The sequence below is a fragment of the Thiomicrolovo immobilis genome, from assembly GCF_039645955.1.
In the GTDB taxonomy this organism is placed as follows: domain Bacteria; phylum Campylobacterota; class Campylobacteria; order Campylobacterales; family Sulfurimonadaceae; genus Thiomicrolovo; species Thiomicrolovo diazotrophicus.
In genome coordinates this window covers 1,501,938-1,526,975 of sequence record NZ_CP147916.1, presented here as the reverse complement: position 1 = coordinate 1,526,975, position 25,038 = coordinate 1,501,938, and the positions used below count along the sequence as shown (strand labels likewise).

Annotated in this window: 24 protein-coding genes; 7 read left to right on the top strand and 17 right to left on the bottom strand. The window is 59.8% G+C overall.

Going from position 1 to position 25,038, the window contains the following annotated elements; genetic code table 11:
* Positions 1-9: 9 nt before the first annotated feature.
* The 11 genes from WCX72_RS07885 to WCX72_RS07835 form a co-directional block, all read right to left on the bottom strand.
* Positions 10-1,413, bottom strand: a complete 1,404-nt coding sequence (locus tag WCX72_RS07885; RefSeq protein ID WP_345969280.1) for an efflux transporter outer membrane subunit — start codon at positions 1,411-1,413, stop codon at positions 10-12.
* Positions 1,400-4,534, bottom strand: a complete 3,135-nt coding sequence (locus WCX72_RS07880; RefSeq protein WP_345969279.1) for a multidrug efflux RND transporter permease subunit — start codon at positions 4,532-4,534, stop codon at positions 1,400-1,402. Before WCX72_RS07880 ends, WCX72_RS07885 begins: the two co-directional genes overlap by 14 nt.
* 12 nt (positions 4,535-4,546) lie before the next feature.
* Entirely contained in the window at positions 4,547-5,671 is a 1,125-nt protein-coding gene (locus tag WCX72_RS07875; RefSeq protein WP_345969278.1) for an efflux RND transporter periplasmic adaptor subunit, read from the bottom strand.
* Positions 5,671-6,123: a MarR family transcriptional regulator gene (locus WCX72_RS07870; protein WP_345969277.1), complete on the bottom strand. Its 453-nt coding sequence runs from the start codon at positions 6,121-6,123 to the stop codon at positions 5,671-5,673. The genes WCX72_RS07875 and WCX72_RS07870 overlap by 1 nt, the downstream gene beginning before the upstream one ends.
* 106 nt (positions 6,124-6,229) lie before the next feature.
* Positions 6,230-7,783, bottom strand: coding sequence for a SulP family inorganic anion transporter (locus tag WCX72_RS07865; RefSeq protein WP_345969276.1), 1,554 nt, complete (start codon positions 7,781-7,783; stop codon positions 6,230-6,232).
* Between the two features lie 105 nt (positions 7,784-7,888).
* Positions 7,889-8,506: a hypothetical protein gene (locus tag WCX72_RS07860; protein ID WP_345969275.1), complete on the bottom strand. Its 618-nt coding sequence runs from the start codon at positions 8,504-8,506 to the stop codon at positions 7,889-7,891.
* 70 nt (positions 8,507-8,576) lie between these two features.
* Positions 8,577-9,395, bottom strand: a complete 819-nt coding sequence (locus WCX72_RS07855; protein ID WP_345969274.1) for a thioredoxin family protein — start codon at positions 9,393-9,395, stop codon at positions 8,577-8,579.
* Positions 9,396-9,480: 85 nt separating this feature from the next.
* Positions 9,481-10,173, bottom strand: a complete 693-nt coding sequence (gene sfsA / locus WCX72_RS07850; RefSeq protein ID WP_345969273.1) for a DNA/RNA nuclease SfsA — start codon at positions 10,171-10,173, stop codon at positions 9,481-9,483.
* Positions 10,173-10,553, bottom strand: coding sequence for a hypothetical protein (locus tag WCX72_RS07845; protein WP_345969272.1), 381 nt, complete (start codon positions 10,551-10,553; stop codon positions 10,173-10,175). Before WCX72_RS07845 ends, sfsA begins: the two co-directional genes overlap by 1 nt.
* A 58-nt stretch (positions 10,554-10,611) precedes the next feature.
* Complete coding sequence (locus tag WCX72_RS07840; protein ID WP_345969271.1) at positions 10,612-11,781, bottom strand: VWA-like domain-containing protein; 1,170 nt, start codon at positions 11,779-11,781, stop codon at positions 10,612-10,614.
* 9 nt (positions 11,782-11,790) lie between these two features.
* The gene (locus tag WCX72_RS07835; RefSeq protein WP_345969270.1) at positions 11,791-12,795 is read right to left on the bottom strand and encodes a MoxR family ATPase; all 1,005 of its coding nucleotides are present in this window, start codon (positions 12,793-12,795) and stop codon (positions 11,791-11,793) included.
* A gap of 248 nt (positions 12,796-13,043) precedes the next feature.
* Between WCX72_RS07835 and WCX72_RS07830 the strand changes: the two genes are divergently transcribed.
* Positions 13,044-13,199 (top strand): hypothetical protein, encoded by a 156-nt coding sequence (locus tag WCX72_RS07830; RefSeq protein ID WP_231018384.1) that lies wholly within the window; start codon positions 13,044-13,046, stop codon positions 13,197-13,199.
* Between the two features lie 178 nt (positions 13,200-13,377).
* Here the strand turns inward: WCX72_RS07830 and WCX72_RS07825 are convergent, their stop codons facing one another.
* Entirely contained in the window at positions 13,378-14,301 is a 924-nt protein-coding gene (locus tag WCX72_RS07825) for a glutaminase (protein WP_345969269.1), read from the bottom strand.
* Positions 14,301-14,837 carry a hypothetical protein gene (locus WCX72_RS07820; protein WP_345969268.1) on the bottom strand — a complete coding sequence of 179 codons (537 nt, stop codon included), beginning with the start codon at positions 14,835-14,837 and terminating at the stop codon, positions 14,301-14,303. Before WCX72_RS07820 ends, WCX72_RS07825 begins: the two co-directional genes overlap by 1 nt.
* Before the next feature lie 209 nt (positions 14,838-15,046).
* Between WCX72_RS07820 and ald the strand changes: the two genes are divergently transcribed.
* Complete coding sequence (gene ald, locus WCX72_RS07815; protein WP_345969267.1) at positions 15,047-16,144, top strand: alanine dehydrogenase; 1,098 nt, start codon at positions 15,047-15,049, stop codon at positions 16,142-16,144.
* Positions 16,145-16,154: 10 nt separating this feature from the next.
* Here ald and WCX72_RS07810 read toward each other — a convergent pair whose 3' ends face one another.
* The 4 genes from WCX72_RS07810 to WCX72_RS07795 form a co-directional block, all read right to left on the bottom strand.
* The gene (locus WCX72_RS07810; protein ID WP_345969266.1) at positions 16,155-16,784 is read right to left on the bottom strand and encodes an HAD hydrolase-like protein; all 630 of its coding nucleotides are present in this window, start codon (positions 16,782-16,784) and stop codon (positions 16,155-16,157) included.
* A gap of 114 nt (positions 16,785-16,898) precedes the next feature.
* Positions 16,899-17,333, bottom strand: a complete 435-nt coding sequence (locus WCX72_RS07805) for an ankyrin repeat domain-containing protein (RefSeq protein WP_345969265.1) — start codon at positions 17,331-17,333, stop codon at positions 16,899-16,901.
* A 13-nt stretch (positions 17,334-17,346) separates the two neighbouring features.
* Complete coding sequence (locus WCX72_RS07800) at positions 17,347-17,949, bottom strand: hypothetical protein (RefSeq protein ID WP_345969264.1); 603 nt, start codon at positions 17,947-17,949, stop codon at positions 17,347-17,349.
* An 83-nt stretch (positions 17,950-18,032) separates the two neighbouring features.
* Positions 18,033-18,785: a TIGR01458 family HAD-type hydrolase gene (locus WCX72_RS07795; RefSeq protein WP_345969263.1), complete on the bottom strand. Its 753-nt coding sequence runs from the start codon at positions 18,783-18,785 to the stop codon at positions 18,033-18,035.
* Between the two features lie 144 nt (positions 18,786-18,929).
* Here WCX72_RS07795 and WCX72_RS07790 point away from each other — a divergent pair, with 144 nt between their 5' ends.
* Genes WCX72_RS07790 through galU form a run of 5 tightly spaced genes read left to right on the top strand, consistent with a single transcriptional unit; the run spans position 18,930 to position 24,849 of the window.
* On the top strand, positions 18,930-19,739 hold the full coding sequence (locus tag WCX72_RS07790; protein WP_345969262.1) for an HAD-IIB family hydrolase: 810 nt from the start codon (positions 18,930-18,932) through the stop codon (positions 19,737-19,739).
* Positions 19,732-21,012 (top strand): DUF4147 domain-containing protein, encoded by a 1,281-nt coding sequence (locus tag WCX72_RS07785; RefSeq protein ID WP_345969261.1) that lies wholly within the window; start codon positions 19,732-19,734, stop codon positions 21,010-21,012. The genes WCX72_RS07790 and WCX72_RS07785 overlap by 8 nt, the downstream gene beginning before the upstream one ends.
* Positions 21,005-22,222, top strand: a complete 1,218-nt coding sequence (locus WCX72_RS07780) for a glycosyl transferase (RefSeq protein WP_345969260.1) — start codon at positions 21,005-21,007, stop codon at positions 22,220-22,222. The genes WCX72_RS07785 and WCX72_RS07780 overlap by 8 nt, the downstream gene beginning before the upstream one ends.
* A 3-nt stretch (positions 22,223-22,225) precedes the next feature.
* Positions 22,226-24,001, top strand: coding sequence for a sugar phosphorylase (locus tag WCX72_RS07775; protein ID WP_345969259.1), 1,776 nt, complete (start codon positions 22,226-22,228; stop codon positions 23,999-24,001).
* On the top strand, positions 23,998-24,849 hold the full coding sequence (galU, locus tag WCX72_RS07770; RefSeq protein ID WP_345969258.1) for a UTP--glucose-1-phosphate uridylyltransferase GalU: 852 nt from the start codon (positions 23,998-24,000) through the stop codon (positions 24,847-24,849). The genes WCX72_RS07775 and galU overlap by 4 nt, the downstream gene beginning before the upstream one ends.
* Positions 24,850-25,038: the final 189 nt, after the last annotated feature.

Below are 25,038 nucleotides of genomic sequence, written 5' to 3'. Positions count from 1 at the left end.
CGGCGCCCGCTAGGGGCGCTCGCGCTTCCATCCGCCTCCCAGGGCTTTGTAGAGGGAGATCTGGTTCGTGATCCTTGCGGCACCGAGCTGCACCAGGTTCAGCCGCGAGGCCAGCAGGGCCCGCTTGGCGTCGATCACCTCCAGGTAGGTCCCGTAGCCGCTGTCGAAGCGGCGCTGCGACAGGGAGAGCACCTTCTCATACGCCCGGTTCGCCTCATCCTGCGCGGCGAGTTTCTCATCGGCCGCGCGGATCTTCGCCAGCGCGTCATACACCTCTTTGAACGCCACTTTCACCGTCTGCGCATAGAGCATGACCGCTTCGTCTTTTTTCGCCTCCGCCTCGTTGACGCTGTTCTCGATCCGGCCGAAATCGAACAGGGGAACGTACAGCGCGGCGCCGAGTCCCCACATCTGGGCCGAAGCGTTGAGCAGGTTGTCAAGCTCGCTGCTGCTGTAGCCGGCGGTGCCGGTCAGCGAAATCGTCGGGAAGTAGGCAGCCTTGGCCACGCCGATCGTCGCATTGGCCGTGCGCAGGCGCGATTCTGCGGCGAGGATGTCGGGGCGCCGCTCGAGCAGGCCCGAGGTGAGGTCGGCCGGGACGGGCTGCGGTTCGGGCAGGGCGCTCGCCGTGTCGTATGCCGCTTCGAGCAGGCCTTTGGGGGAACGCCCCAGCAGGATGCCCATCGCGTTTTCGGCGAGGGCGTGCTCCTCGCGCAGGCCGGCGAGGGAGACCTTCGCCGTGGCATAGAGGGCGTGCGACTGCTGCAGTGTCAGTTCGTCGATGGCGCCGTGCTGGAACTGGCGTGCGCGGTACTCATAACTCTCCTTGTAGGCCTGGACCGTCTCCTCGGTGACCGTGATCTGCCGCCGCAGGGAGACGAGGTTGAAATAGAGTTCCGAGACACCGGCAATGAGGCCGATGCGGACGGTCTCCCGGTCGGCATCGGTCGCGATCAGCTCGCCGCGCGCCGCCGCTTCGAGGTTTTTGTATTTACCCCAGAAGTCCAACTCGTAGGCCGCCGTGACGGAGAGGTCGAAACTGTTGTAGATAAACCCGGAGAAGGGCGAAAGCGTCTCTCCGCTGGTCTTCTGGCGGTACGCCGACGCCCCGCCGTCGAGGGTGGGGTAGCGTTCGGCGCGGCTGTAGCCCAGCGATGCCGCTGCCTGGGCGACGCGGCTCGCGGCGATTTTCAGGTCGTCGTTGTTGCGCAGCGCTTCTGTAACGAGGAGATTGAGCGTCTCATCGTTGAAGGCTTCCCACCATGTCGCACCGATCGTGCTGGCATTGGCATCGGCCGACGCCGTGCTTTGTGCCGGCAGTTCGGGCGGCGTGACGGTCAACTTCGGCGCCATGGAACATCCGCCGAGCAGCCAGAGGGCCGCCGCGAGGGAGAGGAGCTTATTTGCGTGCATCTTCGCCTCCTTTGTCGGTGTAGAATTTGGCCCGCAGGCGCATGATCAGGTAGTAAAAGAGCGGGATGAAGAAGATCGCGACCACGGTTAGCATCACCATACCGCCGACGACGGTCGTCCCGATGATATGGCGGCTGTTCGCCCCGGCACCGCTGCTCAGCGCGAGCGGCAGCGTCCCGCCGATAAAGGCGAGCGAGGTCATGACGATAGGGCGGAAACGGATACGCGCCCCTTCAACCGTCGCCTGGTAAAGGTCGAGCCCCTCGCGCAGTTTCTGCTGGGCGAACTCAACGATCAGGATCGCGTTTTTCGCGGTGAGGCCGACCAGGGTGACGAGCCCGACCTGGAAATAGATGTCGTTCTCGAGCCCGCGGAAATAGACCGCCAGTGTCGCACCGAGCAGGGCGAACGGGACGGTCATGAGGATCGTGAACGGGATCATCCAGCTCTCATAGAGCGCCGCCAGGATCAGGAAGATGAAGACGATGGCGAAGATAAAGGCGTTGTTGCCTTTGCCCGCCACCTGCTGTTCCTGGTAGGAGGTACCGGCCCAGGCGATAGTGTAGCCCTCCGGCAGGACCTCCGCTGTCACTTCCTGGATGGCGCGCATTGCGTCGCCCGAACTGTAACCCGGGGCGGGCTGTCCGGAGAGCTGTGCCGCCGTGAACATGTTGAAGCGCTGGACGACGCTCGGCCCGACGATACGTTTGGCGTCGACGAGGGAGCTGATCGGGATCAGCGCGCCGCTGCTTGAACGGACGAAAACGTCGCGGTAGTCCTCGACGCTCTCGCGGTAGGAGGGCTCGAGCTGTACGTTGACGTGGTAGGTTCGGCCGTAGAGGTTGAAATCGTTGGCGTATCCGGTCCCGAAGGTCGAGCCCAGCGTCGTGTAGATATCGGAGATCTGAACGCCCAGGGCTTTGGCCTTGTCCTCGTTGACGGTGATGCGGTACTGCGGCACGCCGGCGTTGAAGGTCGTGCGGACCCGCGTGAGTTCCGGCCGTTCGTTGGCCTTTGCGACCAGCTGCTTCATCACACCGTCAAAGGCGAGGAGGTCGCCGCCGGTGCGGTCCTGGACATAGAGCTCAAAACCGCCCGTGGCGCTCATGCCGCGGATCGGCGGCGGGTTGACCGGGATGATCATCGCCTCTTTGTTCTGCATCATCTGCATCATGAACTTGCCGGCCATCGCGTCGGCGCTCTGTCCCGGTTCGGTCCGTTCGGACCAGTCCGAGAGGTGTGCAAAGGCGATGCCCGCATCGGATTTGAAGGCGAAGGTCGCGAGGTCGATCCCGCTCATGGCCCCAAGCGATTCGACAAGGGGATCGGCCAGAAGGGTATCGGCGACCTGCCCCTGGACTTCGACGGTGCGTTCAAGCGAGGCTCCCGGCATGAGGTAGGTGAGGACCATCAGGACCCCTTTGTCCTCGCCCGGCACAAGCCCCGTCGGCAGTTTCTGCGACATCCACGCACCGGCGCCGATGAGGACGCCGAAGATCAGCAGGTTCATGACGGCCAGTTTGAGCGTCAGACGTACCCCGCGGTTGAAACCGGAGGTGAGGCGCGCGAAAAAGGCGTTGAACATCCGGATCGGCAGGATCGGCGTCGGCTCTTCGCGGCGGAGGAAGACGTTACAGAGCGCCGGCGTCAGGCTGAGTGCGACGATACCGGAGATGACGACGGAGATGACGATAGTCATGGCGAACTGCTGGTACATCACCCCGCTGAAGCCGCCCATGAGCGAGGCGGGGATGAAGACGGCCGAGAGGACGAAAACGATCGCGATGACCGGCCCCGTGATCTCCCGCATCGCCTCGATCGTCGCATCGCGGACGCTCAGGTCCTTGCGCTCGTGCAGCAGGCGTTCGACGTTCTCGATGACGATGATGGCGTCGTCGACGACGAGCCCGATCGCGAGGATCAGGGCGAAGAGGGTGAGCAGGTTGATGGAGAACCCTGCAATGTAGAGCCCGGCGAAGGTCCCCACGATGGAGACGGGGATCGCCAGAACGGGAATGATCGTCGCCCGGACGTTTCCGAGGAAGAAGTAGATGATCAGTACGACCATCACGATCGCCTCGGCCAGGGTCATCAACACTTCTTCGATGGAGGTTTTGACGAAGGTCGTCGTGTCATAGAGCGTATGGTAGCGGACATCCTCGGGGAACTTCTGCGAGACCGTTTCAAGCACCTTGGTCAGGGCCGCATCGACCTCGAGCGCATTGGCGCCTGGGGCCAGGAAGACCCCGGCCACGGCCATCGGCTCCTTGTTGCGGGTGCCCTTGAGCATGTAGCGTTCCGCGCCCAGTTCGACCCGGGCGACGTCTTTGAGGCGCAGGGAAGAGCCGTCGGCGTTGGTACGCACGAGAATGTTACCGAACTCTTCGGCGGTCTTCAGACGCCCCGGGGTCGTGACCGTATAGGTGTAGGCCATCTTCTCCACGGCGGGCTCGCCGCCGATCTGGCCCGCGGCGAGCTGGACGTTCTGGCTGCGGATGACGCTGAGCACGTCGTTCACTGTCAGGTCATAGGCCGCGAGGCTGTCGGGTTTGAGCCAGATGCGCAGGGCGTACTCTTTCGAACCGAACAAAAAGGCGTCCCCGACGCCGGGAATACGCTTGATGTCGTCAATGACGTTGATCAGGGCGTAGTTGTTCAGCCACAGCGCGTCGTGGACGCGGTTCTCGGAGGTGAAGGCGATGACGCGCAGCATGTCCGGGGAGCGTTCGCGCACACTGACCCCCTGCCGGCGTACCTCTTCGGGCAGCTTGTTCAGGGCCACCTGGACGCGGTTGTTGACGTCGACGTTGGCGGCGGAGGGGTCCGTGCCGGTGGCGAAGGTGATGCTCATGGTCAGGATCCCGCTCGGGGATGCGGTCGAGGTCATGTAGATCATATTCTTCGCACCGTTGATAGCATCTTCGAGCGGTGCGGCGACGGTGTTGGCGAGGGTCTCGGCATCCGCACCCGGGTAGACCGCCTGGACGTTGATCTGCGGCGGCACAATGCTGGGGTACTCCTGGACCGGCAGCCCTTTGATCGCTACGACCCCCGCCAGAATGACGATGATGGAGAGGACCGAGGCAAAGATGGGCCGGTCGATGAAAAATTTTGAAAACATAAACGGTTACCTTTATTTCCCTTCCGCATCGACGGTTTTGTCGATAATGACCGGGGCGCCGGGTTTGACACGGAAGAAGTTGTTCACGATGACTTTGTCACCTTCGGCGAGTCCTTTGCGCACGACGAAACTGTTGCCGACGGGGTCCCCCAGGACGACGGGACGGACGGCCGCCTGCCCCTCCTGCTCGATGAAGACGATGGTGCCCATCGGGTTTTGCAGGACCGCTTTTTGCGGGATCATGATGACATTGTCACGACTAATCCCTTCGAGCGTCACGCGTCCGAAGGTGCCCGGCAGCAGGAGGTTGTCGCTGTTCTTGAACCGTGCGCGCATACTGATGCTTCCCGTCTGCGCATCCGCCGTCGGCGCGATAAAGTCAATGTCGCCGCTGACCTTGATGCCGTCGACGTCGAGGGAGGCTTTTAGACGCCCTTCATCCCCCCAGCTCCAGCGCCCCTCTTTGTTCTCCACGCGCGCTTTTTGCAGATCGCCCGCAGGGATGGAGAAGAGGGCGTAAATCGGGTCCGTCTGGGTGATGGTCACCAGCGGCGTCCCGGCGTTGACGACGTTGCCCACGTCAGTCTGCTTGATGCCGGCGATCCCGCTGATGGGGGCGACAACGTCGGTATAGCCAAGTTCCAGCTCTCTGGTCTGCAGCTGTGCCTTGGCCGCGTTGACCTGCGCGCGGGCCGTTTCATAGGCCGAGAGCGCCGCATCGTGTTCCTGGACGCTGATGGCGTTGTCCTTGTAGAGGGCCTGTGCGCGTTTCCAGTCGCGCTCGGCTTTCGTATAAAGCGACTCCTGCAGGATGACAGAGGCCTTCTGTTCGTTAACCGCCGCCTGGTAGAGGTCGGGCTCGATCTTGTAGAGGCGGGCGCCTTGTTTGACGTAGTCGCCCTCTTTGAAACGCTTCGTGAGCAGCACGCCCGTGACGCGGGAGACGACGGTCGCGCTGCGGATGCTCTTGAGGCGGGCGGGATAGTTCAGGACGACGTCGCGTTTCGCAACGGCTTTGACGACGTAGGCGTCGGCGTGCGGGGCCGGGGCGGCGGGGGCTGCCGTTTCGGCGACGAGGCTGCTTCCGAACAGCAGTGAGGCTGCGAAAACGAGCGGGGCGTAGGGGGGGCGTTTCATTATGATGCTCCTAATTGCTTGATATGGTTTTCGGAAGTGTCGACGATGGTATCGAGGACACGAAAAAAAGTCTCTATCTCTTCCGGGGTAAGCCGGTCTTTGATGGCATTGTTGAAGGTCAGGGCTTTGGGAATGACCAGGTCAAGGATCTCCTGCCCCTTCGCGGTGAGGTGGATCGGTTTGATCCGACGGTCTTCGCTTTTGCGTTCGCGGACGATCAACCCCTTTTTTTCAAGGGCGTCAAGGGCCCGGCTGACGGTCGGTTTGCCCTTGGCAAGGATCTCGGCGATCTCGGACTGCGTGATCTCGCCGTCTTCGCTGATGATCTTCAGCGTTGCAAACTGCTCAGGCGCGATCCCGAAGGGTTCGATGCATTTCGTAAAACCGGCGTGAATAATATTGGCCGTGCGGTTGAGACGAAAACCGATCGAAGTATCCAGCAGATATTCCATAGGGCTCCTTTAATTACCTATGCAACTATTGCGTAAGCAACCTTTTTATACGCTTAGCGTCTGAGGTTAAAAAATGGGAGGGGTACAGGGCCTCAGGGCCCGGCGTTTAAATCAGCGCGACGGCGCTTTGGAGGGAGGGGGCGAAGGTGACGTTCTCAAACCGTTTTTCGTGGTTGAAACGCATCAGCTTCTCCGTGAAGGCTTCCGGGGCCGCGATGATCACCTTGACCCCGTCTTTTTTCAGCTTTTCGATCAGGTCTTTGAGGGTAAAGATCGCCGTGATATCCATGAAAGGAACGTTCAGAATGTCGATGATGACCGTTTTCGTATCAAGCAGGTTGTTTGCCTGGTGTTCGAAGAAGGTACTGGAACCAAAGAAGAAAGCGCCGTTGATGCGGATGATGCGCGCGTTCTCCCCGTCGAGGTCGGGCTGGCTGCCCGTACCGGCGTATTCCAGTACGATCTGCGTCTGCTTGGTGATGCGGTAGACGATCAGCAGCGATGCCAGGACGATGCCGAGTCCGACGGCAGTGATGAGGTCGACGAAGACGGTGACGAAGAAGACGGTCAGCATCGTCATCAGGTCGCTTCGGGGGCTGGCTTTCCAGACTTTCAGGAAACGGTAGTCCAGGATGTCGACGCCGACCTTGATCAGGATGCCGGCCAGGACGGCGAGCGGGATCTTGGACGCCAGCGGCGCGAGGAAGAGGACGATGAGCAGCAGCACCACGGCATGGATCATGCCCGAGAGGCGGTCGGTGCCGCCGCTTTTGACGTTGATGACGGTCCGCATCGTCGCCCCCGCGCCGGGGACGGCCCCGACGAGGGCGCATAGCGCATTGCCGATCCCCTGGCCGAAGAGCTCGCGGTCGGGGTTGTGTTTGGTCCGGGTGACGGAGTCGGCGACAATCGAGGTCAGCAGCGAATCGATGGTGCCCAGCACGGCCAGTGTAAAGGCCAGCGAAACGATCACAGTGTAATGCTCGAGCGTAAAGTCCGGCAAGACAAGCTCCGGAAGTTCGGCGGGAATCGTGCCGATCGTCTCCACCGGCAGCTGCAGCAGCGCAGAGATCGGGGTGAGCACGACAAGGGCGATCAGCGGCGAGGGGACGACCTTGGCGAGGCGCGCCGGGGTGAAAAAGACGATGGCGAGGGCAGCGAGTGCCAGTAGGAGGGCCCAGGGGTTTGTCTGGGGCAGCAGCGAGGGCAGGGTGACCAGCAGGTGCAGGACGGCGGCGTCGGAGGGGAGCCCCAGCAGGGGGTTGAGCTGCAGCAGGATGATGATGATGCCGATCCCGCTCATAAAGCCGGAGATGACCGGGTAGGGGATGAAGCGGACGAATCGTCCCAATCGCGTGAAGCCGAAAACGACCTGGAAGATACCCGCCAGCAGTACGACGGTCGCGACCAGCCCGACGTCGCCGCCCAGGGAGGCGACCGCGGCGGCCACGACGACGGTCATTGGCCCCGTCGGGCCGGAGATCTGGGTGCGGGTGCCGCCGAACAGCGCGGCGAAGAAGCCGAGGATGATGGCGCCGTAGAGGCCCGCCGCCGCGCCGAGACCGCTGGCGACGCCGAAAGCGAGTGCGAGCGGCAGCGCGATGACGGCTGCGGTCAGGCCGCCGAAGAGATTACCGCGAAGATTGGAAAAGAGAGACAACTGTGGGCCTTTGCATGACGGCACCGGGGCCGCCGAAAGATAAATGGCATTGTATAGCAGATAGGGTGAAATGCGGATGACAAATTTGTCATCCGCCGTGGCGGATTAGCCCTTGAACGCTTTGATTTTGAAAAGGCCGATCGTAAAATCGGGGAAGACGATCACATCGTAGGCTTCCCCGGGATTCGGAAGCGGAATGAGAATCGTCTCGGCACCGTAGCTGACATTGATGTCTTTCTCCCCCGTAAACCCAACCCCCGGGAACTCTTTGACAGCACAGGCATTGAAGGTCTCTGTATTGCCGTCGGCCGTGACGTCCAGGCTGTAATTTGTGATATTGACGACGCTGAGGGTTCCCGGAGCCGGCTGGTGGATAATATGATTCTTGTCTACACTGCCATTGTTGCAGTTTGCCGGAATATAGGCGTTGATCAGATCTCCACTGTGGATAGTCTCCACTCCGATTTTCGTGGACGTGTCAATCGCCGTCGTATACCAGACGTCGGGGGCTTCGGATACGGCTTCGAAATCATCATCTTTCTGTGTTTTCGGCGCAATGGTGTAGAAGCTCTTGTTGAAGAGGTGACCTACGATGTCAGCGTCAGTCGCGTTGATCATCGTGATGAAATTCAATCGCGGCTCAGTGGAGCTGTCCTCCCCGCAGCCGGAGAAGGTCAAAGCGGCAGCGGCAGCCGAGGCCAAAAGAAGCGGGCGTATTTTCATATTATTCCTTCGTCATAGCAATGGTTTGGGGCATTGTACTGTATGGGGCGCCATGGGTCAACACCCCCGCCTAGGGATGTTTGTCCGATTCCAGCCAATGGATGAACTCTTCGCGGCTGTTATAGCCGGCGACGGTGTGGTACCCCTTCTGCGTCGCGGGGTCGATAAAGTGCACGACGGGGGTAAAGGAGATGTTGAACTCCGGCGGGAAGGCATCTTTCTCCTTGTTAAGGATCACAGGGACGTATTTACTGTGGACGAGGGTGTTGACATCCTCTTTGCGCAGGACGAGCTCTTCGAACTTCCGGCACCAGGGGCAGTAGTTCGCGACAAGAACGAGCATGACGTTTTTGTGCTCTTTGTTGGCACGCTTGAGCGCATTGTCGAAGTTTGTTTCATAGTCCAGCGACGCCGCGAGGCTCCCCTTCTCTTTGACGCGTTTGAGCGTACCGCGCTCCTGGGCGTACTGGTCGGCGAACTTGGCCAGTAGCTCGTCGACGCTGTCCTCGAGGTTCTCCTCGACCGTGTCGCTGTCATAGGGAAAGGTGAGGGCGTTCTGGTAGGTCAGGGCGAAGACTTTGTCCTCCGAACCGCTGCGCTGCACCTGCTCGCCGATCACAAGCCGGACGCTGATCAGCACGCTCTTGCCGACATACTGTTCCGCGACGAGCAGGGCGAGGGAGCGCCCGCTGTAGCCTGCCGTGTCGATGCCGAGCTCCCCGGTCATGGTGTCGAGGGCTTCGCGGAGGTAGGCTTTGCTGCTTTTAGGCACCTTTTCGCCCGAAATGTCGACGACGGGATAAACCTTGTCGACGCCGCGCAGGGTAAAGATGGACTCCGCGCCCAGCCAGGTTGCCGCGAAGAGTAAAAGAATAAAGAAACGGTTCATAGTGTCAGCTCCAGTGGAAAATCTAACGCGCATTGTAATCAATCTTTTCCCCGCTTCACGTAAGGAGGCGGTTCGTTGCATCGGTTTACCCGATACGTTCGCCAAGGGCAACCCCCTCGGGTGCGAACGCCGCCCGGTAGATCAGCACTTCGACGCCTGCATCGCTTGCCTGCGCCAGAAGCGCGGCATAGGCGGGGTCGATATGGGCCGCTGCTTCAAAGTGCGTGCCCCCTTCGCGCAGCACGGCAAAGAACAAAACGGCGCGGTCGCCTTTCTCTTTGACTTCCATCAGCTCTTCAAGATGCTTCTGCCCCCTTGTTGTTACGGCGTCCGGGAACATCAACGTGTCGCCTTCGCGCAGGGTGACGCTCTTGACCTCCACGAAACACTTCGCATCCCCTTTTTCGAGGAGCAGGTCGATCCGGCTGTTCTGACTGCCGTATTTCACTTCCCGGCGCAGGCGGTCATACCCCTGCAGTTCCGTGACGACTCCTTCGCGGACCGCCTCTTCGGCCAGTGCGTTGGCCCGGGCCGCATGGACCATCACCGTCTCCCCGTCGGCATCTTCGACGAGCTCCCAGGTGTAGCGCAGCTTGCGTTTGGGGTTGTCGCTCTCGCTGAGCCAGACCCGCAGCCCCTCCTCCTTGTACCCTTTCATGGAGCCGGAGTTGGGGCAGTGGGCCGTAACGATACTGCCGTCTTCGAGGCTTATGTCGGCGAGGAAACGCTTGTAGCGTTTGATGAGGGTTCCCGGAATGAGGGGCGTCTCGTACCGCATTACGCCTCCTTCTCTGCATCATCCTCTTTTGTATCGCGGAGATGGTCATAGATGGCGGGGATGGTCCCGGTGTGGGGGTAGTGCAGGTAGTAGCGGCGCAGCAGCTGGTTGAGCTTGTTCTGGTTGAAGCGCCAGTAGTGTTCTTTGTCGAAGGCTGCGTGCCGGACGATGTATTCGAAGAGCTCCTGTTCGCTGAGCGGCGCCTCGTGGCGATGCTCCTTCTCGATGACGTCGAGCATCAGGGTGGTCAGCTCCTCCTTGGAGGCTTCGTTGCTGTCGTCGTCGGGCAGCGGCTTGTTGGGCAAAAAGGCGTAGAGCTTCCACGCGGCCAGCACGGTGGCGGCGGTAAAGGCGATGATCATAATGGTTTGAATAGACATTTCGGGCATACTCGCGACAAAAAAATTGTCGTTTATTGTAGCCCCGGGGGGCTGAAGGCTAGGAATTGAAGATCACCAGCCCCCGCCCGAAGGGGACTTTGGCCGGTCTTGAGAGGGCCCAGAGTACCTCGTACGGCGGCGGGATACGCGGGAACCAGCCGTCGCCGTCGGTGAAGTAGAGCAGCATCGTCGTCATCGGCAGCTCCGCCTCGATGTAGTCGAAGACGGGGCGGTAGTCCGTCCCGCCGCCCCCTTTGAGGGGGAAGTCCAGCTTCTCGCCGCCCTGGAAGCTGTAGTGGCCGTGCACCTTCGCGTCGGCGATGATCAGCTCGATCCGGATGGCGGGGAAGATTGTCATGATGTTTTTGAACTCCTCCGTAAAGGCCCCGAGCAGCGCCTCGTTGATGGAGCCGGAGGTATCGACGGCGACGCAGAGGCTCAGCGTATCGCTGGCCAGGGAGGGCAGCGCGATACCGCGGTAGATGTGCTTCTTGTTCGGCGGCATGAAGGCATAGTTGTTGCGCATGTGCTTGTTGACGGCGTTGTAGAGTTCGAAACGCCAGTCGACATCGGCGGCCTTGACCTTTTTGCCCAGCCGGTCCATACCCGAGGGCATCGCGCTTTTGCGCTGGGCGACCTCCTGGGCGACAGAGGAGGCGTACTGCCACTCAGACTCGTTCTGGGCGTCGAGCTCCTCCTCGATATTGCCGAGGTTGGAGAAAGCGCCGCTGTCGTCTTCCTCCTCTCCCCCTTCACCGGTACCGCCCGGCATGCCCGGCGGGGGAGGCACGTCGTCCTCGCCGCCGAAGGCGTCGTCAATGTCGCTGTAATAGCTCTCTTTGAGGGCGTCGTAGATCTCCTCGGCGTACATCCCCTCGAACTCTTCATTGTAGTTGGCCCCCTGGGGGATCTCCAGGCCGTTTTTATGCAGGAGGTTGTTGATGGCGTAGTCTGTTGCCAGCTGCCAAAGCCCCCCTTTGCGTCCCAGCTGGCGCTGCTGGTGCGACAGGACGTGGTGCATGACACAGTTGGTGAGGATGAACATCACCTCTTCGATGCTGCGGCGTCCCATGAACTCCGGGTCGTACAAAAAGCGTTTGCCGTTGCTGGCATAACCGCGCAGTCCCTCTTTGGGCTCCTGCTTGAGGCGGGAGGCGAGCATCCCGAAGTAGGGGTGCTTCATTGTCAGTTGGGACTTGGCTTTGGTCAGTAAGTGTTCCGGGGTCAAAACAGGCCTTTAGCGCAGCAGGTTGTTGAACTGGCGCATCCAGAGCGTCCAGCTGTCGACGTGGTCGAGCTCGATCTTGCGTTCGCGCAGGTCCTGGATGATCATGACGGCGAATTCGCCCGGCATCTTCAAAGTGTAGGTGATGAGGTTGTTGAGCTTCTTGCTGCTGGTCCCTTCGCCCACGCGCATGGCCAGGGCGGTGCTGAGCATATGCAGGGCCGCCGGTTCGGACGGGACGGCGGAGACGCTGCCGTCAAAGATGCCGTCGAGGTCGGGGAGCTCGCCGGCAACGACCTTGAAGCCGAGGAACGCGGCAGCCAGGTCTTCGCCGATGGCGCCGGCGACCAGTGGCATGATGAGGTCGGGTTCGGGTTCGGAAGCGACGATCTCGTTGACGTACTCCCAGGTCCGCGGTGTTGCGAAGGAGCGGCTGTCGTCCTTGCCCTGTCCGAAGGTGAAGAGCGCGTCGGGGCGGTAGGAGATAAAGGCGATGATGGCGGGATCGATCCCGGCACCGACGGCCCACTGTTTCCAGTCCTCGACGCTCGCTTCCATCTCCAGGTGCACAAAGCGGTTGGCCAGCGGCGCGGCCATGCGGAAGACGACACCCCGGTCGCTCTCGCGGTTACCGGCGGCGACGATCGCCCAGCCGTCGGGAAGCTTGTACTCGCCGATCTTGCGGTCGAGGATGAGCTGGTAGGCAGAGGCCTGTACCATCGGGGCGGCGGTGTTGAGTTCGTCGAGGAAGAGGATCCCCTCTTCCTCGCTGCCGTCAGGCAGGAAAGAGGCGGGGGCCCAGACGGCTTCGCCCGAATCGGCGTTGAAGAAGGGAATGCCCCGCAGGTCGGTCGGGTCGAGCAGGGAGAGACGAAGGTCGATGTAGGAGACCTTTTTCTCCTTGGCGATCTGCGCGACGATGGAGGATTTGCCGATGCCCGGAGGCCCCCATAAGAAGACGGGTACCTTGCGGTCGGTGAGGTGGGTCAGGGAGCGTTTCGTGCTTATCGGGTTCATGGCGGTCCTTGCAATACTATATAGGTTTCGCCGAGGCCTTTGCAATTTTGATACGAACGTGTTAAAAGAGATAAAAACACTCTTCTTAATGACAAATATCAGGTTTTTTCGGACAATGATGACAAAATTGTCGTGATAATTATATTTTAGTATGAAAATTGCATACATTTGGAGTGAAAAACGAGAACACTAATTGTATCAAGTAGGTAAATTTGGAGCCCAAACGGTTCTGCCATAAAGGATACAAAATGTTTGAATGTGAAATGATCGAGCTGGAAGATTTTAGTTTTAACCACCTGCTGCATCACTATGATGACTGCAACTGTGAAGATATGCACTTCAACGAAGAGTTTGACTGCATCGACGCCCTGGCGGACTGCTGCGAAGAGATCCTCTGGGACTGATCGCTTCTGCGAGGGTACCCCTGAAGCCCTTTGTTCCAACGGCCTGAGGGGTGCCCTTTTAAGACTTCGGAATTATTTGGGTATTCGCACCACCCCGGCGGCGCATTCTCCTCCATATTATTCGCCGCCACTTGACCTATGTTTAAAATACGTACCGGGTCTTCCCGGTACGCTCCTCCTAAAATATCGACAATCCTGTTTTACTGGTAAAGAGCTCCAACGCTTTCGTTCCCGCCAGGGAGTTCCCCTGTTCGTTTAGCGCCGGTGACCAGACGCAGATCCCCATCACTTTCGGTATGACGGCGACGATGCCCCCGCCGACCCCGCTTTTGCCGGGCAGACCGACATGAAAGGCGAAATCGCCCGAGGCGTCGTAATGGCCGCAGGTGAGCATGACGGCGTTGATCCGTTTGGCCTGCTGCGGGGTGATGAACTTCTTGCCCGTGATGGGGTCTTCGCCGTGGTTGGCGAGGTAGAGCATGGCGCGCGACAGCGTGCGGCTGTTCATGGCGATGGCGCAGTGCTCGAAATAGGTGTGCACGACCTCCAGGACGTCATTGTCGAGGTTGCCGAAACTCTTCATCAGGTTCGCCAGCGCACGGTTGCGGAAACCGTGCTGCATCTCCGACTCCGTCACCTCCTTGTCGCTTTCGATCATCCCGTCGTCGGCGATCTCGCGGATAAAGGTCAGAATCTCTTTTGAGGTGCGGGCGACGGAATCGTAATGCGAGATCAGCGCGTCGGTGACGTTGATGGCGCCCGCGTTGATGAAGGGGTTGCGGGGAATGCCGTGTTCGTATTCGAGCTGCACCAGGGAGTTGAAGGGGTTGCCCGAGGGTTCGCGGCCGACGCGGCGGTAAAGGTCATAGCCGTAGGCGTCAAGCGCCAGCGTAAAGGTGAAGAGCTTGGAGATGCTCTGGATGGAGAAGGGGGTGTCTGCGTCCCCGACGCTGTATTGTGTCCCGTCGAAGAGGGTCAGCGTCATCCCGAACTGCTGCGGGTCGACCTCGGCCAGGGCGGGGATGTAGTCGGCGACTTTTCCTTCTCCGATATAGGGTTTGATCTCCTCGGCGATCTCGTTCAGTACGGCCTGGTAGTCCATTATTTTCCTCCTTGCTTTTCTTTTTCCAACATCAATGTGATGTTGAAGTCGCAGTTTTCGGCTTTCAGCTCATCATCTTGGACTGGAATTGGGTAGTTGCGACCACTTGATGCTGCATTGAATTTCATATATGCTCGCATGCGATCTCGAGTATTTATGTAGTTATTTTCCATAAAATCAACAGAATCCCTAGGGACCCTTATATTTTTAAAAAAATGGAGGTAGCCCCTACATGAATACTGAGTCCAATATGCATTCTGCGTTTCTTCCGAGACTGCGGACTGCTCCGGGTTAATAAGACGCTTCTGGAAGTTTTTCGCGAACTGCATCATGTAAGCCTGGTCGATTGGGCGATGATATGTAAAATATATTTTTCTCTCCACATCGTCCCGTACGCCGTTGCTGTTCGCATCGACACCGAGCAGCGTTGCATTGTTGACTTTGGGATCAGGTTCGGGTGGAAGCAGGTACCCGTTGATGACAAGGTCGGAGTCATTGGCGAAACAAAGTGACAAGAAAAAGATGGAAACCGACACAAAAAACAGACATATATGTTTGATTATGGACCCTTTCGCATCAATCTGCTATATCATATCACATTGCCGACAGAACAAATTGATGCCGGGAAAGGTACGGAAGTACGGTAAACAGGCAACAATCCCCTTTTGGGAACTGTTAATGCATGTAGTTGATAGTATTTATCCTTTAGTTACAACCCATATCACTAATCATTAAAGGGGACCCCATGAAAATCGGTGTGCCAAAAGAAGTTAAAACGGAAGAGTACCGGGTAGCGGTGACGCCTTCGGGGGTCAAAGAGCTGGTCAAAAACGGCCATACGGTCTACGTGCAGACCAGCGCGGGCGAGGGCAGCGGCTTCAGCGACGATGATTACAGCGCGGCCGGTGCCGAACTGCTTGAAGGCGCCGCAGCCGTCTTCGACGCGGCGGAGCTTATTGTCAAGGTCAAAGAGCCCATCGCGCAGGAGTACCCCCTGTTCAAAGAGGGGCAGACCCTCTTTACCTACCTGCACCTGGCCGCCGATGAGGCGCAGACGAAATTTCTGCTGGAGAAGAAGATCAAGGCCTATGCCTACGAGACGCTCAAGGTCGACCGGAGATTGCCGCTGCTCGAACCCATGAGTGAGGTTGCCGGAAAGATGGCGGCGATCATGGGCGGCTTCTACCTGGGGCGCTACCAGGGCGGCCGGGGGATCCTGCCCGGCGGCGTCGTCGGGACGGAAAAAGCCAACGTCCTTATTCTCGGCGGCGGCGTCGCAGGGCTCTCTGCGGCGCAGGTCGCGGCGGGAATGGGGGCGAAGGTGACAATCCTCGACATCAACCTGGCCCGTCTGCACTACCTCAACGACGTCCTTCCCGCGAACGTCAGCACCCTCTACAGCACGACGGACGCCATCGAGTCGCTGCTGCCGACAACGGACGTCGTCATCGGCACGGTGCTGATCCCCGGGGCGAAGGCGCCGAAACTGATCACGAAAGAGATGCTCTCCCTCATGCGGGAGGGCAGCGTGCTCGTCGACGTCTCCATCGACCAGGGCGGCTGTTTCGAAACGTCCAGAGCGACGACGCATACCGAACCGACCTACGTCGTCGACGGGGTCGTACACTACTGCGTCGCCAACATGCCGGGGGCGTACCCGCGCACCTCGACGATGGCGCTGACCAATGCGACGCTGCCCTACCTGCTGAAACTGGCGGAGTTCGGCGGCGAGGAGGCCTACGCGAAATTCCCGCTGCTGCACAGTGCGCTCAACACCTACGACGGCAAACTGACAAACCTCGCCGTTGCCGAAGCGCACGGGCTCGACTACTGCGAACTCTAAAATCGGCGCGTCAGCGCGCCAGCCTCTGTACGATCTCCCCGACATTGGAAAACATCATCGTCGGGGAGTGCTCCATCAGCGCTTCGTCGCGCGTATAGCCCCAGGAGACCGCGCCAAAATCCATCTTGACAGCCCGGGCGGCCTCAAGGTCCCTGATCTCGTCGCCGATATAGATGGCTTCTGAAGGATCGATGCCCGTTTGGCACAGGATCTGTTTCAACTTCGACGCTTTTCCGAACATGTGTGTCCCATATTGCGGATGGATCAGAAGCTCCGTATTTGCCCGTCCCAGAATTTTGAGGACATTCTCACGGGAGTTGCTTGTGACAAGGCTAAGCGCGATCTCACGCTGCGCCAGCGCATGCAGCATCTCCGTCACCTCCGGGAACATCGGGATCTGTGCGACGCTTGCCGCCATGTTTTTCCTGAACGCAGCGGCGACCATCGGCACTTTCCACAACGGTATATGCAGCTGATGGATGATCTGTTTTGCGTCATAGTGTCTGAGGGTCTCGACCTGCTCCGCGTCGATGCGCCTGAAACGGTGCTTTTCGGCCAGGGCATTGAGCGCGGTCAGGAAAAAGGGAAACGAGTCCGCCAGGGTGCCGTCGAAATCAAAGATGACGAGCTTGTACTTCACAGCTTCTCCTGAACGGGTTTTACACTTGTTACCGCCTATTATACTATGAGAAGTGCGGCTGTCGAGCGGGGTATGGAGCAGTGTGAGAAAGCAGATAGGGGGAGGGACTCCCTCCTATTTTTTCCGCAGGAGGCGGAGGATCTTCGGGGTGACGGCGAGGTCGAGGGCCGTAAAGTCGTCGGGGTTTTTGATGGCGACGTCGGCGCCCGCGTCCACGAGCATCTTCACCATCGCCTCTTTGCCGCTGGACGCGGCGTACATCAGGGAGGTGACACCGTTGACGTTCGCCGTGTCGAGTTCGATGCCCGCATCGATGAGCATGGAGACGACCTCGGGGTTTTCGCCGAAGCAGGAGAGCCACAGCGCCGTGTTGCCGTCGACGTTTTTAAGCATGATGTCCGCGCCGGCGTCGAGCAGTTCGCGCACGATCGCAGCGTTGCCCTCGCGGGCGGCTTTCATGAGCGCCGTATTGCCGTAGCTGCCCTGCAGGTCGAGGTTCTTGGCGTCGTAATCATTTTCGGCAAGCCAGTTCATTGTCATATCGGTCATAAGCTGCTCCTGACTATTTTTTCAGGCCCGCAAGGGAGAGGGCGTGCTTCGTTGCCCGGGCGATGATGCTGTGCTCGGGGCGGAACATCGCGTCCGAGATTGTTTTGACTGCCGGGAAGATCTCGTCGAAGCCGTGTTCGGGGAAACCGCTTTGCAGCATGATCTTGTCCATGGAGAGGCCCGCAAGGACCTCATGGTCGAAGGCATTGACGTTGGACGGGCCGATGGCGATGAAGAACTGTTCAAGCTCCTCGTGCGCCTGCGTGGCGTTGAGGATGACCCCCTGGTCGCCGCGCTCGATCAAAAGCGCGCGCAGCGCATCGTCCAGGTCGGCTTCGTCCACGAAGAGCGGTTTGCCCGCTTTGGGGGCGGCGCGCAGTTCGTCGGCGTTTTTGACGCGGTAGCCCACGCATTTCGCATCGCTCTGCTCCCCCAGGGAGAGGGGGGCGGTGTAAAAGAGGGCCGTGTACTCTTCGGCCTCTTCCTTGGCTTTTTCAAGCGCGGCTTCATCTTCGGGCTGCAGAAAAAAGATCTGCACCATCGTATCCTCAATGATCTCGTCGATATCGTCGAGAAAATCCTCATTGGTTGCTTTAACGTTGACGTCAATGGTCATAAATAGAAACTCCTCGTTAGGGCACCTCTATAGAGGTCTCCTATTGTGCGGGGGAGGATATGCAAGTCCGGTTCCGGGGTTTTTCAGAGGGTGACCTCGGCGAGGGAGGGGAAGACGGCATCGGGCGTGATGCCGCGTGCGAGGTCGGCGGGGGTGTATTTGCCCGTTTTGACGAGAATGCCCTGCAGTCCCGCCGCCTGGGCGCCGCCGACGTCGCTTTCGATATCGTCGCCGATCATCACCGCCGCTTCGGGTTCGAGCCCCATCTGAGCGCAGGCCAGGCGGTAGAAGGCCTCGCTCGGCTTTCCGATGACCGTCGCCGTTTTGCCCGAGGCGTACTCCAGGGCCGCGACGAAGCCGCCGGCGTCCATGCTGAGCCGGCCGCTGTGGTCCTTGAAGTAGCGGTTTTTCGCCGCGGCGAGGAGTTCGCCGCCCTCCATGAGGGTCCGGAACGCGGCGTTGAGGCGCGTATAGGTGAAGTTCTCCTGGGCATCGCCGACGACGACGCAGCGGCAGGGGGCATCGGGGAGGTCGTCGAAAAAGGCTTCGGCACTGTCGGTGAGCAGGAAGGTCGCCCGGCTTTTGTGCTTCATCAGGTACGCCTTGGTGACATCGAGGGCGGTGATCACCTCCGAGGCCTCGATGCCGAAGCCCATCCGCTGCAGCTTGGCCACGACATCCGCACCCCTCTTCTGCGTCGTATTGGTCACAAAGCGGACGGGGTAGGCCGCTTTGAGCCGTGCAATCGCTTCGACGGCGCCGGGGTAGGGGGTGTCGCCTTCGTACAGGACCCCGCCGATATCGCACAGGACGCCTTTAATGGTAGAGGTGGTCATAAAATGTCCTCCTTTCCCGGTCTGTTTTCATAGTATACCCCAACGGCAGCTTCCAAGTATGCCTAAAAAGCAGGCAGCGCACCAGCGGATAACGCCCCCAGTGATGTTACAATGGGGACATGATAAACATGCAAGGCAAAGCGAATGTCTGATTCGCCGCACTACATCGTTTTCACTGACCTCGATGCCACACTGCTTGACCACGAAACCTACTCGCATTCTGCGGCCCAGCCCGCGATCGACTACCTGATACGTGAAGAGATACCCTTGGTGTTCGTTACCAGTAAAACACAGCCCGAAGCCGTCAAACTCCAGGAGAAGATGGGGCTCTGCGCCCCTTTTATCGTGGAAAACGGCGGAGCGATCTTCATCCCGCGTTGCTGCAGCCGCTTCTACGGCGCAGACCACGAGGCCGACTACGAGGTGATCACCCTGGGTGCCGCCTACGACGCCTGTACGAACCTGCTCGACAGCCTGAAATCCCGCTTCCGTCTCCGCGGCTTTTCGCATATGCACCATGACGAGGTCGCCGAACGGACGGGACTGCACACCGAAGGGGCGGTGATGGCCAAGACGCGCTACTGCTCCGAACCCTTCATTATGGAAGACGAGAGCCTGTTCGACGAACTGGTCGCCACCGTCTCGGCCGAGGGGTTCACGGTGACCAAAGGGGGGCGTTTCTACCATCTTATCGGACGCAACCAGAGTAAGGGCAGCGCTGTCCAGGCACTGCTCGAGCGCGCGGAAGCGTCGACGGGGATCCGTTTCAGTTCCATCGCGCTGGGCGACAGCGAGAACGATTTCTCGATGCTGCAGAGCGTCGACATCCCGGTCCTCATTCCCAAGCACGACGGCAGTTACGCCGCCATCAACCTTCCCAATCTCATCAAGGCCCCCTATCCGGGCCCCAGGGGCTGGAACGCCGTATTGCAGGAGCTCTTCGGTGTTGCCTGAACTGGCATCCCTCTTCGATGCCGCGATTGACGCGGTGATGCCCCAGCGTATGCTGCCGGGCCGGATGCGGCTGCATGACGGAGTGCTCTCCGTCGGCGGCGAGCGGCTGGACCTGGAGCGCTACGGCAACCTCTATCTCTGCGGCGCGGGCAAAGCCGCGCTGCCGATGGCCGAAGCGTGCGAAGCCATTTTGGGAGAGCGGATCGCCGGCGGGATCATCGTCACCCCCGAAGCGGAACGTCCGCTCGGCTACTGCACCTACGTCCACAGCACCCATCCCCTCCCCTCCGAAGAGAGCGTCGAAGCCGCCGAGCGGTTGATGGAACAGTTTGCCCGGGCGGGCGAAGGGGACCTGATCCTTTTTCTGCTCAGCGGCGGTACCTCCGCACTGATCGAAAAACCGCTGCCCCCGGTCACGCTCGGGGCGATGGCGGAGACGACCCGTCTGCTGCTGGAAAACGGCTGCAGCATCGAAGAGACGAACAGCGTGCGCAAGCACCTCTCCATGATCAAGGGGGGACGGCTGGCGCAGATGACCAGGGCGACGGTGCTTGTCCTGGTCGTCTCCGACGTCATCGGGGACGATCTGGAAACGATCGGCTCCGCACCGCTGTACTGCGACCGGAGCACCTACGCCGACGTGACGGCGCTTCTGCGGGACAGAGGGTTGATGGAAAGGCTGCCCGAGACGGTACGCGAGGTACTGACGAAGGGGGAGAAGGGGGGCGTTCCCGAAACGCCGACGCTTCCGCTCCCGACGGTGAAACATCTGCTCATCGGCAGCAACAAGCAGGCCCTGGCAGCCGCGGCAGCCTGCGGCGTGGAACACGGCCGCGACGTGCGGGTGGTCGAAACCCCCATCGAGGGGGATGTCGCCGAGGCGGCGGAGGCGTTCTGCCGCCGTTTCAAATCGCTGCCGCCGGGCACCCTTCTGCTGCAAGGGGGCGAAACGACGGTCACGGTCTCCGGCGGCGGCCGGGGCGGCCGGAACCAGCATTTTGCACTGCTCTGCCTCCGGCATTTGGGGACGGAGTGCAGTTACGATATCATTTGTGCAGGCACGGACGGGATCGACGGCAATTCGGATGCGGCGGGGGCGCGCATTTCCGATACGCTATTCCGGCGCTGCAGCACCGCGGAGATCGACGACGCTCTGGCGCGTTTCGACTCCAACACGTTCTTCGCAGGCAAAGAGGCCCTGATCAAGACCGGCTACACCGGCACCAATGTCATGGATGTGGTATTAGCTTACAAAGGAGAGGATAATGGCTGACTTTTTTCAAAACGGGGTGATCACATCACTGCAACGGGTAGGGGACAGAAGTCTCGAGGCAATGGAAAAGGACCTGGAACACATGTCCGAACGCCGCAAGATGGTCCTGCTGCTGCCTGCGCTCTACAGCGAGTTCGAAACGCCGGCGATGCATACAATCATCGAGGAGCTGAAGCATGTCCGTTACCTGCACCGCATCATCCTCGGACTCGACCGCGCGACCCACGAGCAGTTCCTCGAGGTAAAAAAACTGATGGTGCAGCTCCCCTGCGAAGTGGACGTCCTCTGGAATGACGGCCCGCGTATCCAGGAGCTCTACGCGGAGCTGACCCGCGAAGGTTTCCCCTGCCTGAAAGATCCCGGCAAGGGGCGCAACGTCTGGACGATGATCGGCTACGGCCTGACGGGGGAGGAGAACTACGCCTTCGCCCTGCATGACTGCGACATCGTCAACTACTCGCGCGAGATCGTCGCCCGTCTTTTCTACCCCATCGTCCACCCGGCCCTGGATTACGAGTTCAACAAAGGGTACTACTCCCGGGTGACGAACAAGCTCCACGGCAGGGTCACGCGCCTTTTCTACACCCCGCTGATCCATGCGCTGGAGAAGGTGATGGGCAAGAACCGCTACCTCGAATACATGGACAGCTTCCGCTACGCGCTTTCGGGGGAGTTCGCCTTTATCCGTTCGCTGGGACGCGGTATCGCCATCTCGCCGACCTGGGGCCTGGAGGTCTCGACACTCAGCGAGGTCTACAAAAACACCTCCAACCGCCGTATCTGCCAGACGGAGATCATGGATACCTACGAGCACAAACACCAGGACCTCGGGAACAAGACCGAAGGCGGCGGCGTCTACAAAATGGCCGGCGACATCGCCAAGGCGCTCTTCCGGGTGATGGCGCAGGAGGGGATCGTCTTTACGGAGTCGCATTTCAAGACCCTGCTGGCGACGTACTTCCAGGAGTCGCGTTTCGAGATCTCCAAGTACGTGGCCCTCTCGAAGCTCAACGGCCTCGAATACAACCGCGAGAAGGAGATCGGCGCGGTCGAAGCCTTCCAGGACGCCATCGAGGAGGCGGCCAGGGAGTTCTTCGAGAACCCGCTGGGGGTGCCGTCGATGTCCCCGTGGATTACCGTCCGCTCGGTCCTGCCGGAGTTCTCGGAAAAATTCGCCCGTGCCGTCGCATTGGATGCACAGGAGGCATAGCGGATGATCCAGTATGAACCGCACTCCATACGGGAGCGTCTGTCGGTCCTCTACAGCGCCGACGACGCGGACGAAGCTTATACGGGCATACGGGAGCTGATCAACACCTACCGAGAGCGGATCGATTCCCACCACTATCAGCTCAGCGAGAAGGATGCCATTCTCATCACCTACGGCGACCAGGTGCAGAGTCCGCCCGAACCGCCGCTCAAAGAGCTCAACGACTTTCTCTTCTCGCATATCGACGGTCTGGTCAATTCGGTCCACCTGCTGCCGTTTTACCCCTACTCCTCCGATGACGGTTTCTCCGTCGTCGATTACAAAGCGGTTGACCCGCACTGCGGCTCCTGGGGCGAAGTGGAGCTGCTCGGTACCCATTTCCGCCTGATGTTCGACGCGGTCATCAACCACGTCTCCCAGTTCTCGAACTGGTTCAAAAAGTATCTCGAGGGCGATCACGCCTACGCCGACTTTTTCATCGATGCCGACCCCACACTGGATCTGAGCGAGGTCGTGCGTCCCCGGACCTCGCCGCTGCTGCACGAGTTCAAGGATGCCGAGGGACGCATCCGCTATATCTGGACGACCTTCAGCCGGGACCAGGTTGACCTCAACTACGCCAACTACAAGGTGCTGCTGGCGGTGCTCGATGCGCTCTTCTTCTACATCGAAAAGGGGGCGACGCTGCTGCGCCTTGACGCCATCGCCTTCGTCTGGAAGGAGATCGGAACCCCCTGCGTTCACCTGGAGCAGACCCACGAACTGATCCAGCTGATGCGGGAGGTGCTGCACAAGGTCGCGCCCGAGGTCATCATCATCACCGAAACGAACGTCCCGCACCAGGAGAACGTCTCCTATTTCGGCAGCGGGGACGACGAGGCGCAGATGGTGTACAACTTTGCGCTGCCCCCGCTGCTGGCGCACGCGGTGCTGACGGGGAACCCGACCAAACTGCTCTCCTGGGCACGGACGCTGAAGCTGCCCAGCGACAAGGTCTGTTTCTTCAACTTTACCGCATCGCACGACGGGGTGGGGCTGCGGCCCGTCAGCGAGATCCTCAGCGAGAGCGAGATCGGGGTCCTCGAAGCGGCCGCCAAACGTTCGGGGGGACTTGTCTCCTACCGGGCGAATGCCGACGGCACGGAGAGCCCCTACGAGCTCAACTGCAGCTACATTGATCTGCTCACTTCGCCCGAGGAGGATGACGCCGTCCGGGCCAAACGGATGCTCCTGACCCAGGCCGTGGCCCTGGCCATGCCGGGGGTGCCGGGGATCTACTTCCATTCGCTTTTCGGTTCGCGCAACTACCTCGAGGGCGTCAAGATGACGGGCATCAACCGCTCCATCAACCGCGAGAAGTTCAACTCCAACTGGCTTGATGAACAGCTGCAGAAGGAGGGGAGCCTGGAGCGGCGGGTCTATCTGGCGTACAAGCGTCTGCTCTCCATCCGGATCAACGAGACGGCTTTCGACCCTTTCGGTCCCTTTGTGTTCCTGAATCTGCACCCCTCGCTCTTCTGCCTCCAGCGCGAGAGCCGCGACATGGACAGCCATATGCTGGCCGTGCATAACTTCAGCAATGAGACGGTGAATTTCCGTCTGCCCGATTACATCGAGCTCGCCGCGACGGAGTGCATCGGTAACATCCATGTAACCTCTGGAACGCTGCAGATTGAAGGTTACGGTGTGATGTGGATAAAATGCCGTATCGATGTCGAGGCGTTCGAAGAGTGTTGCAACAGCGTGTTGCCCATCATCAATGAAAAGGAGTTTGAATGATTACAAAATGTTTATTTCCCGCGGCCGGATACGGCACGCGGTTTCTGCCCGCGACCAAGGCGATGCCCAAAGAGATGCTGCCGATCCTGACCAAGCCGCTGATCCAGTACGGGGTCGAAGAGGCCAACGAGGCGGGCTGCGATGTCATGGCTGTCATTACCGGCCGGGGCAAGCGTGCCATCACCGACCACTTCGACATCAGCTACGAGCTTGAACATCAGATCAAAGGCTCCTCGAAAGAGTCGCTGCTCAAAGATATCCGCCGCCTGATCGACAACTGCACCTTCACCTACACGCGCCAGAACGAGATGAAGGGGCTCGGCGATGCCATCTACAAGGGGAAAGTCCTTGTCGGCGAGACCGCTCCCTTTGCCGTCATCCTCGCCGACGACCTCTGTATCAATCCGGCGGGGGACGGGGTGCTCAAGCAGATGGTGGATCTGTACAACAAGTACAAGTGCTGTATCGTCGCCATCATGGAGGTCCCGAAAGACCAGGTCTACAAATACGGCGTTATCGCCGGCCGCGAGATCGAGGAGGGCGTTTTCATGGTCGACGACATGGTGGAAAAACCCGATAACGACAAAGCCCCTTCCAACCTCGCCATTATCGGCCGCTATATCCTGACACCGGATATCTTCGAGGTGATCAAAAACACCAAGCCGGGCAAAAACGGCGAGCTGCAGATCACCGATGCCCTGCTGACCCAGGCGAAAAAAGGGATGGTCCTCGGCTACAGGTTCAAAGGCAAACGGTTCGACTGCGGAAGCGTCGACGGTTTCGTCGAAGCAACGAACTACTTCTACGATCTTGAGAAGAAAGCGGAGGCGAAAGCGGCAAAGAAATAGCCGCAACGCTTCGCAACACAGTTTTTCCTCCCCCGTGCCGGCCGCTGCGGCCGGGACACTCTCCTGGCGCTTTATGCCGAATTTTCTATGCAGTTTCAGTTGTAAATATTTTTTTGAGAAAGGTTCGCGGTGACAGCAGCACCGCGAATGCAAGGGAGTAGAAGAACAAAAACGTAATGGCGGCTCTCA

What these genes read in the sequence shown, in the direction of transcription:
- WCX72_RS07885 (WP_345969280.1), bottom strand. Translation starts at nt 1,413, where the DNA reads ATGCACGCAAATAAGCTCCTCTCCCTCGCGGCGGCCCTCTGGCTGCTC.
- WCX72_RS07880 (WP_345969279.1), bottom strand. Translation starts at nt 4,534, where the DNA reads ATGTTTTCAAAATTTTTCATCGACCGGCCCATCTTTGCCTCGGTCCTC.
- WCX72_RS07875 (WP_345969278.1), bottom strand. Translation starts at nt 5,671, where the DNA reads ATGAAACGCCCCCCCTACGCCCCGCTCGTTTTCGCAGCCTCACTGCTG.
- WCX72_RS07870 (WP_345969277.1), bottom strand. Translation starts at nt 6,123, where the DNA reads ATGGAATATCTGCTGGATACTTCGATCGGTTTTCGTCTCAACCGCACG.
- WCX72_RS07860 (WP_345969275.1), bottom strand. Translation starts at nt 8,506, where the DNA reads ATGAAAATACGCCCGCTTCTTTTGGCCTCGGCTGCCGCTGCCGCTTTG.
- WCX72_RS07855 (WP_345969274.1), bottom strand. Translation starts at nt 9,395, where the DNA reads ATGAACCGTTTCTTTATTCTTTTACTCTTCGCGGCAACCTGGCTGGGC.
- sfsA (WP_345969273.1), bottom strand. Translation starts at nt 10,173, where the DNA reads ATGCGGTACGAGACGCCCCTCATTCCGGGAACCCTCATCAAACGCTAC.
- WCX72_RS07845 (WP_345969272.1), bottom strand. Translation starts at nt 10,553, where the DNA reads ATGTCTATTCAAACCATTATGATCATCGCCTTTACCGCCGCCACCGTG.
- WCX72_RS07835 (WP_345969270.1), bottom strand. Translation starts at nt 12,795, where the DNA reads ATGAACCCGATAAGCACGAAACGCTCCCTGACCCACCTCACCGACCGC.
- WCX72_RS07830 (WP_231018384.1), top strand. Translation starts at nt 13,044, where the DNA reads ATGTTTGAATGTGAAATGATCGAGCTGGAAGATTTTAGTTTTAACCAC.
- WCX72_RS07825 (WP_345969269.1), bottom strand. Translation starts at nt 14,301, where the DNA reads ATGGACTACCAGGCCGTACTGAACGAGATCGCCGAGGAGATCAAACCC.
- ald (WP_345969267.1), top strand. Translation starts at nt 15,047, where the DNA reads ATGAAAATCGGTGTGCCAAAAGAAGTTAAAACGGAAGAGTACCGGGTA.
- WCX72_RS07805 (WP_345969265.1), bottom strand. Translation starts at nt 17,333, where the DNA reads ATGACCGATATGACAATGAACTGGCTTGCCGAAAATGATTACGACGCC.
- WCX72_RS07800 (WP_345969264.1), bottom strand. Translation starts at nt 17,949, where the DNA reads ATGACCATTGACGTCAACGTTAAAGCAACCAATGAGGATTTTCTCGAC.
- WCX72_RS07795 (WP_345969263.1), bottom strand. Translation starts at nt 18,785, where the DNA reads ATGACCACCTCTACCATTAAAGGCGTCCTGTGCGATATCGGCGGGGTC.
- WCX72_RS07790 (WP_345969262.1), top strand. Translation starts at nt 18,930, where the DNA reads ATGTCTGATTCGCCGCACTACATCGTTTTCACTGACCTCGATGCCACA.
- WCX72_RS07780 (WP_345969260.1), top strand. Translation starts at nt 21,005, where the DNA reads ATGGCTGACTTTTTTCAAAACGGGGTGATCACATCACTGCAACGGGTA.
- WCX72_RS07775 (WP_345969259.1), top strand. Translation starts at nt 22,226, where the DNA reads ATGATCCAGTATGAACCGCACTCCATACGGGAGCGTCTGTCGGTCCTC.
- galU (WP_345969258.1), top strand. Translation starts at nt 23,998, where the DNA reads ATGATTACAAAATGTTTATTTCCCGCGGCCGGATACGGCACGCGGTTT.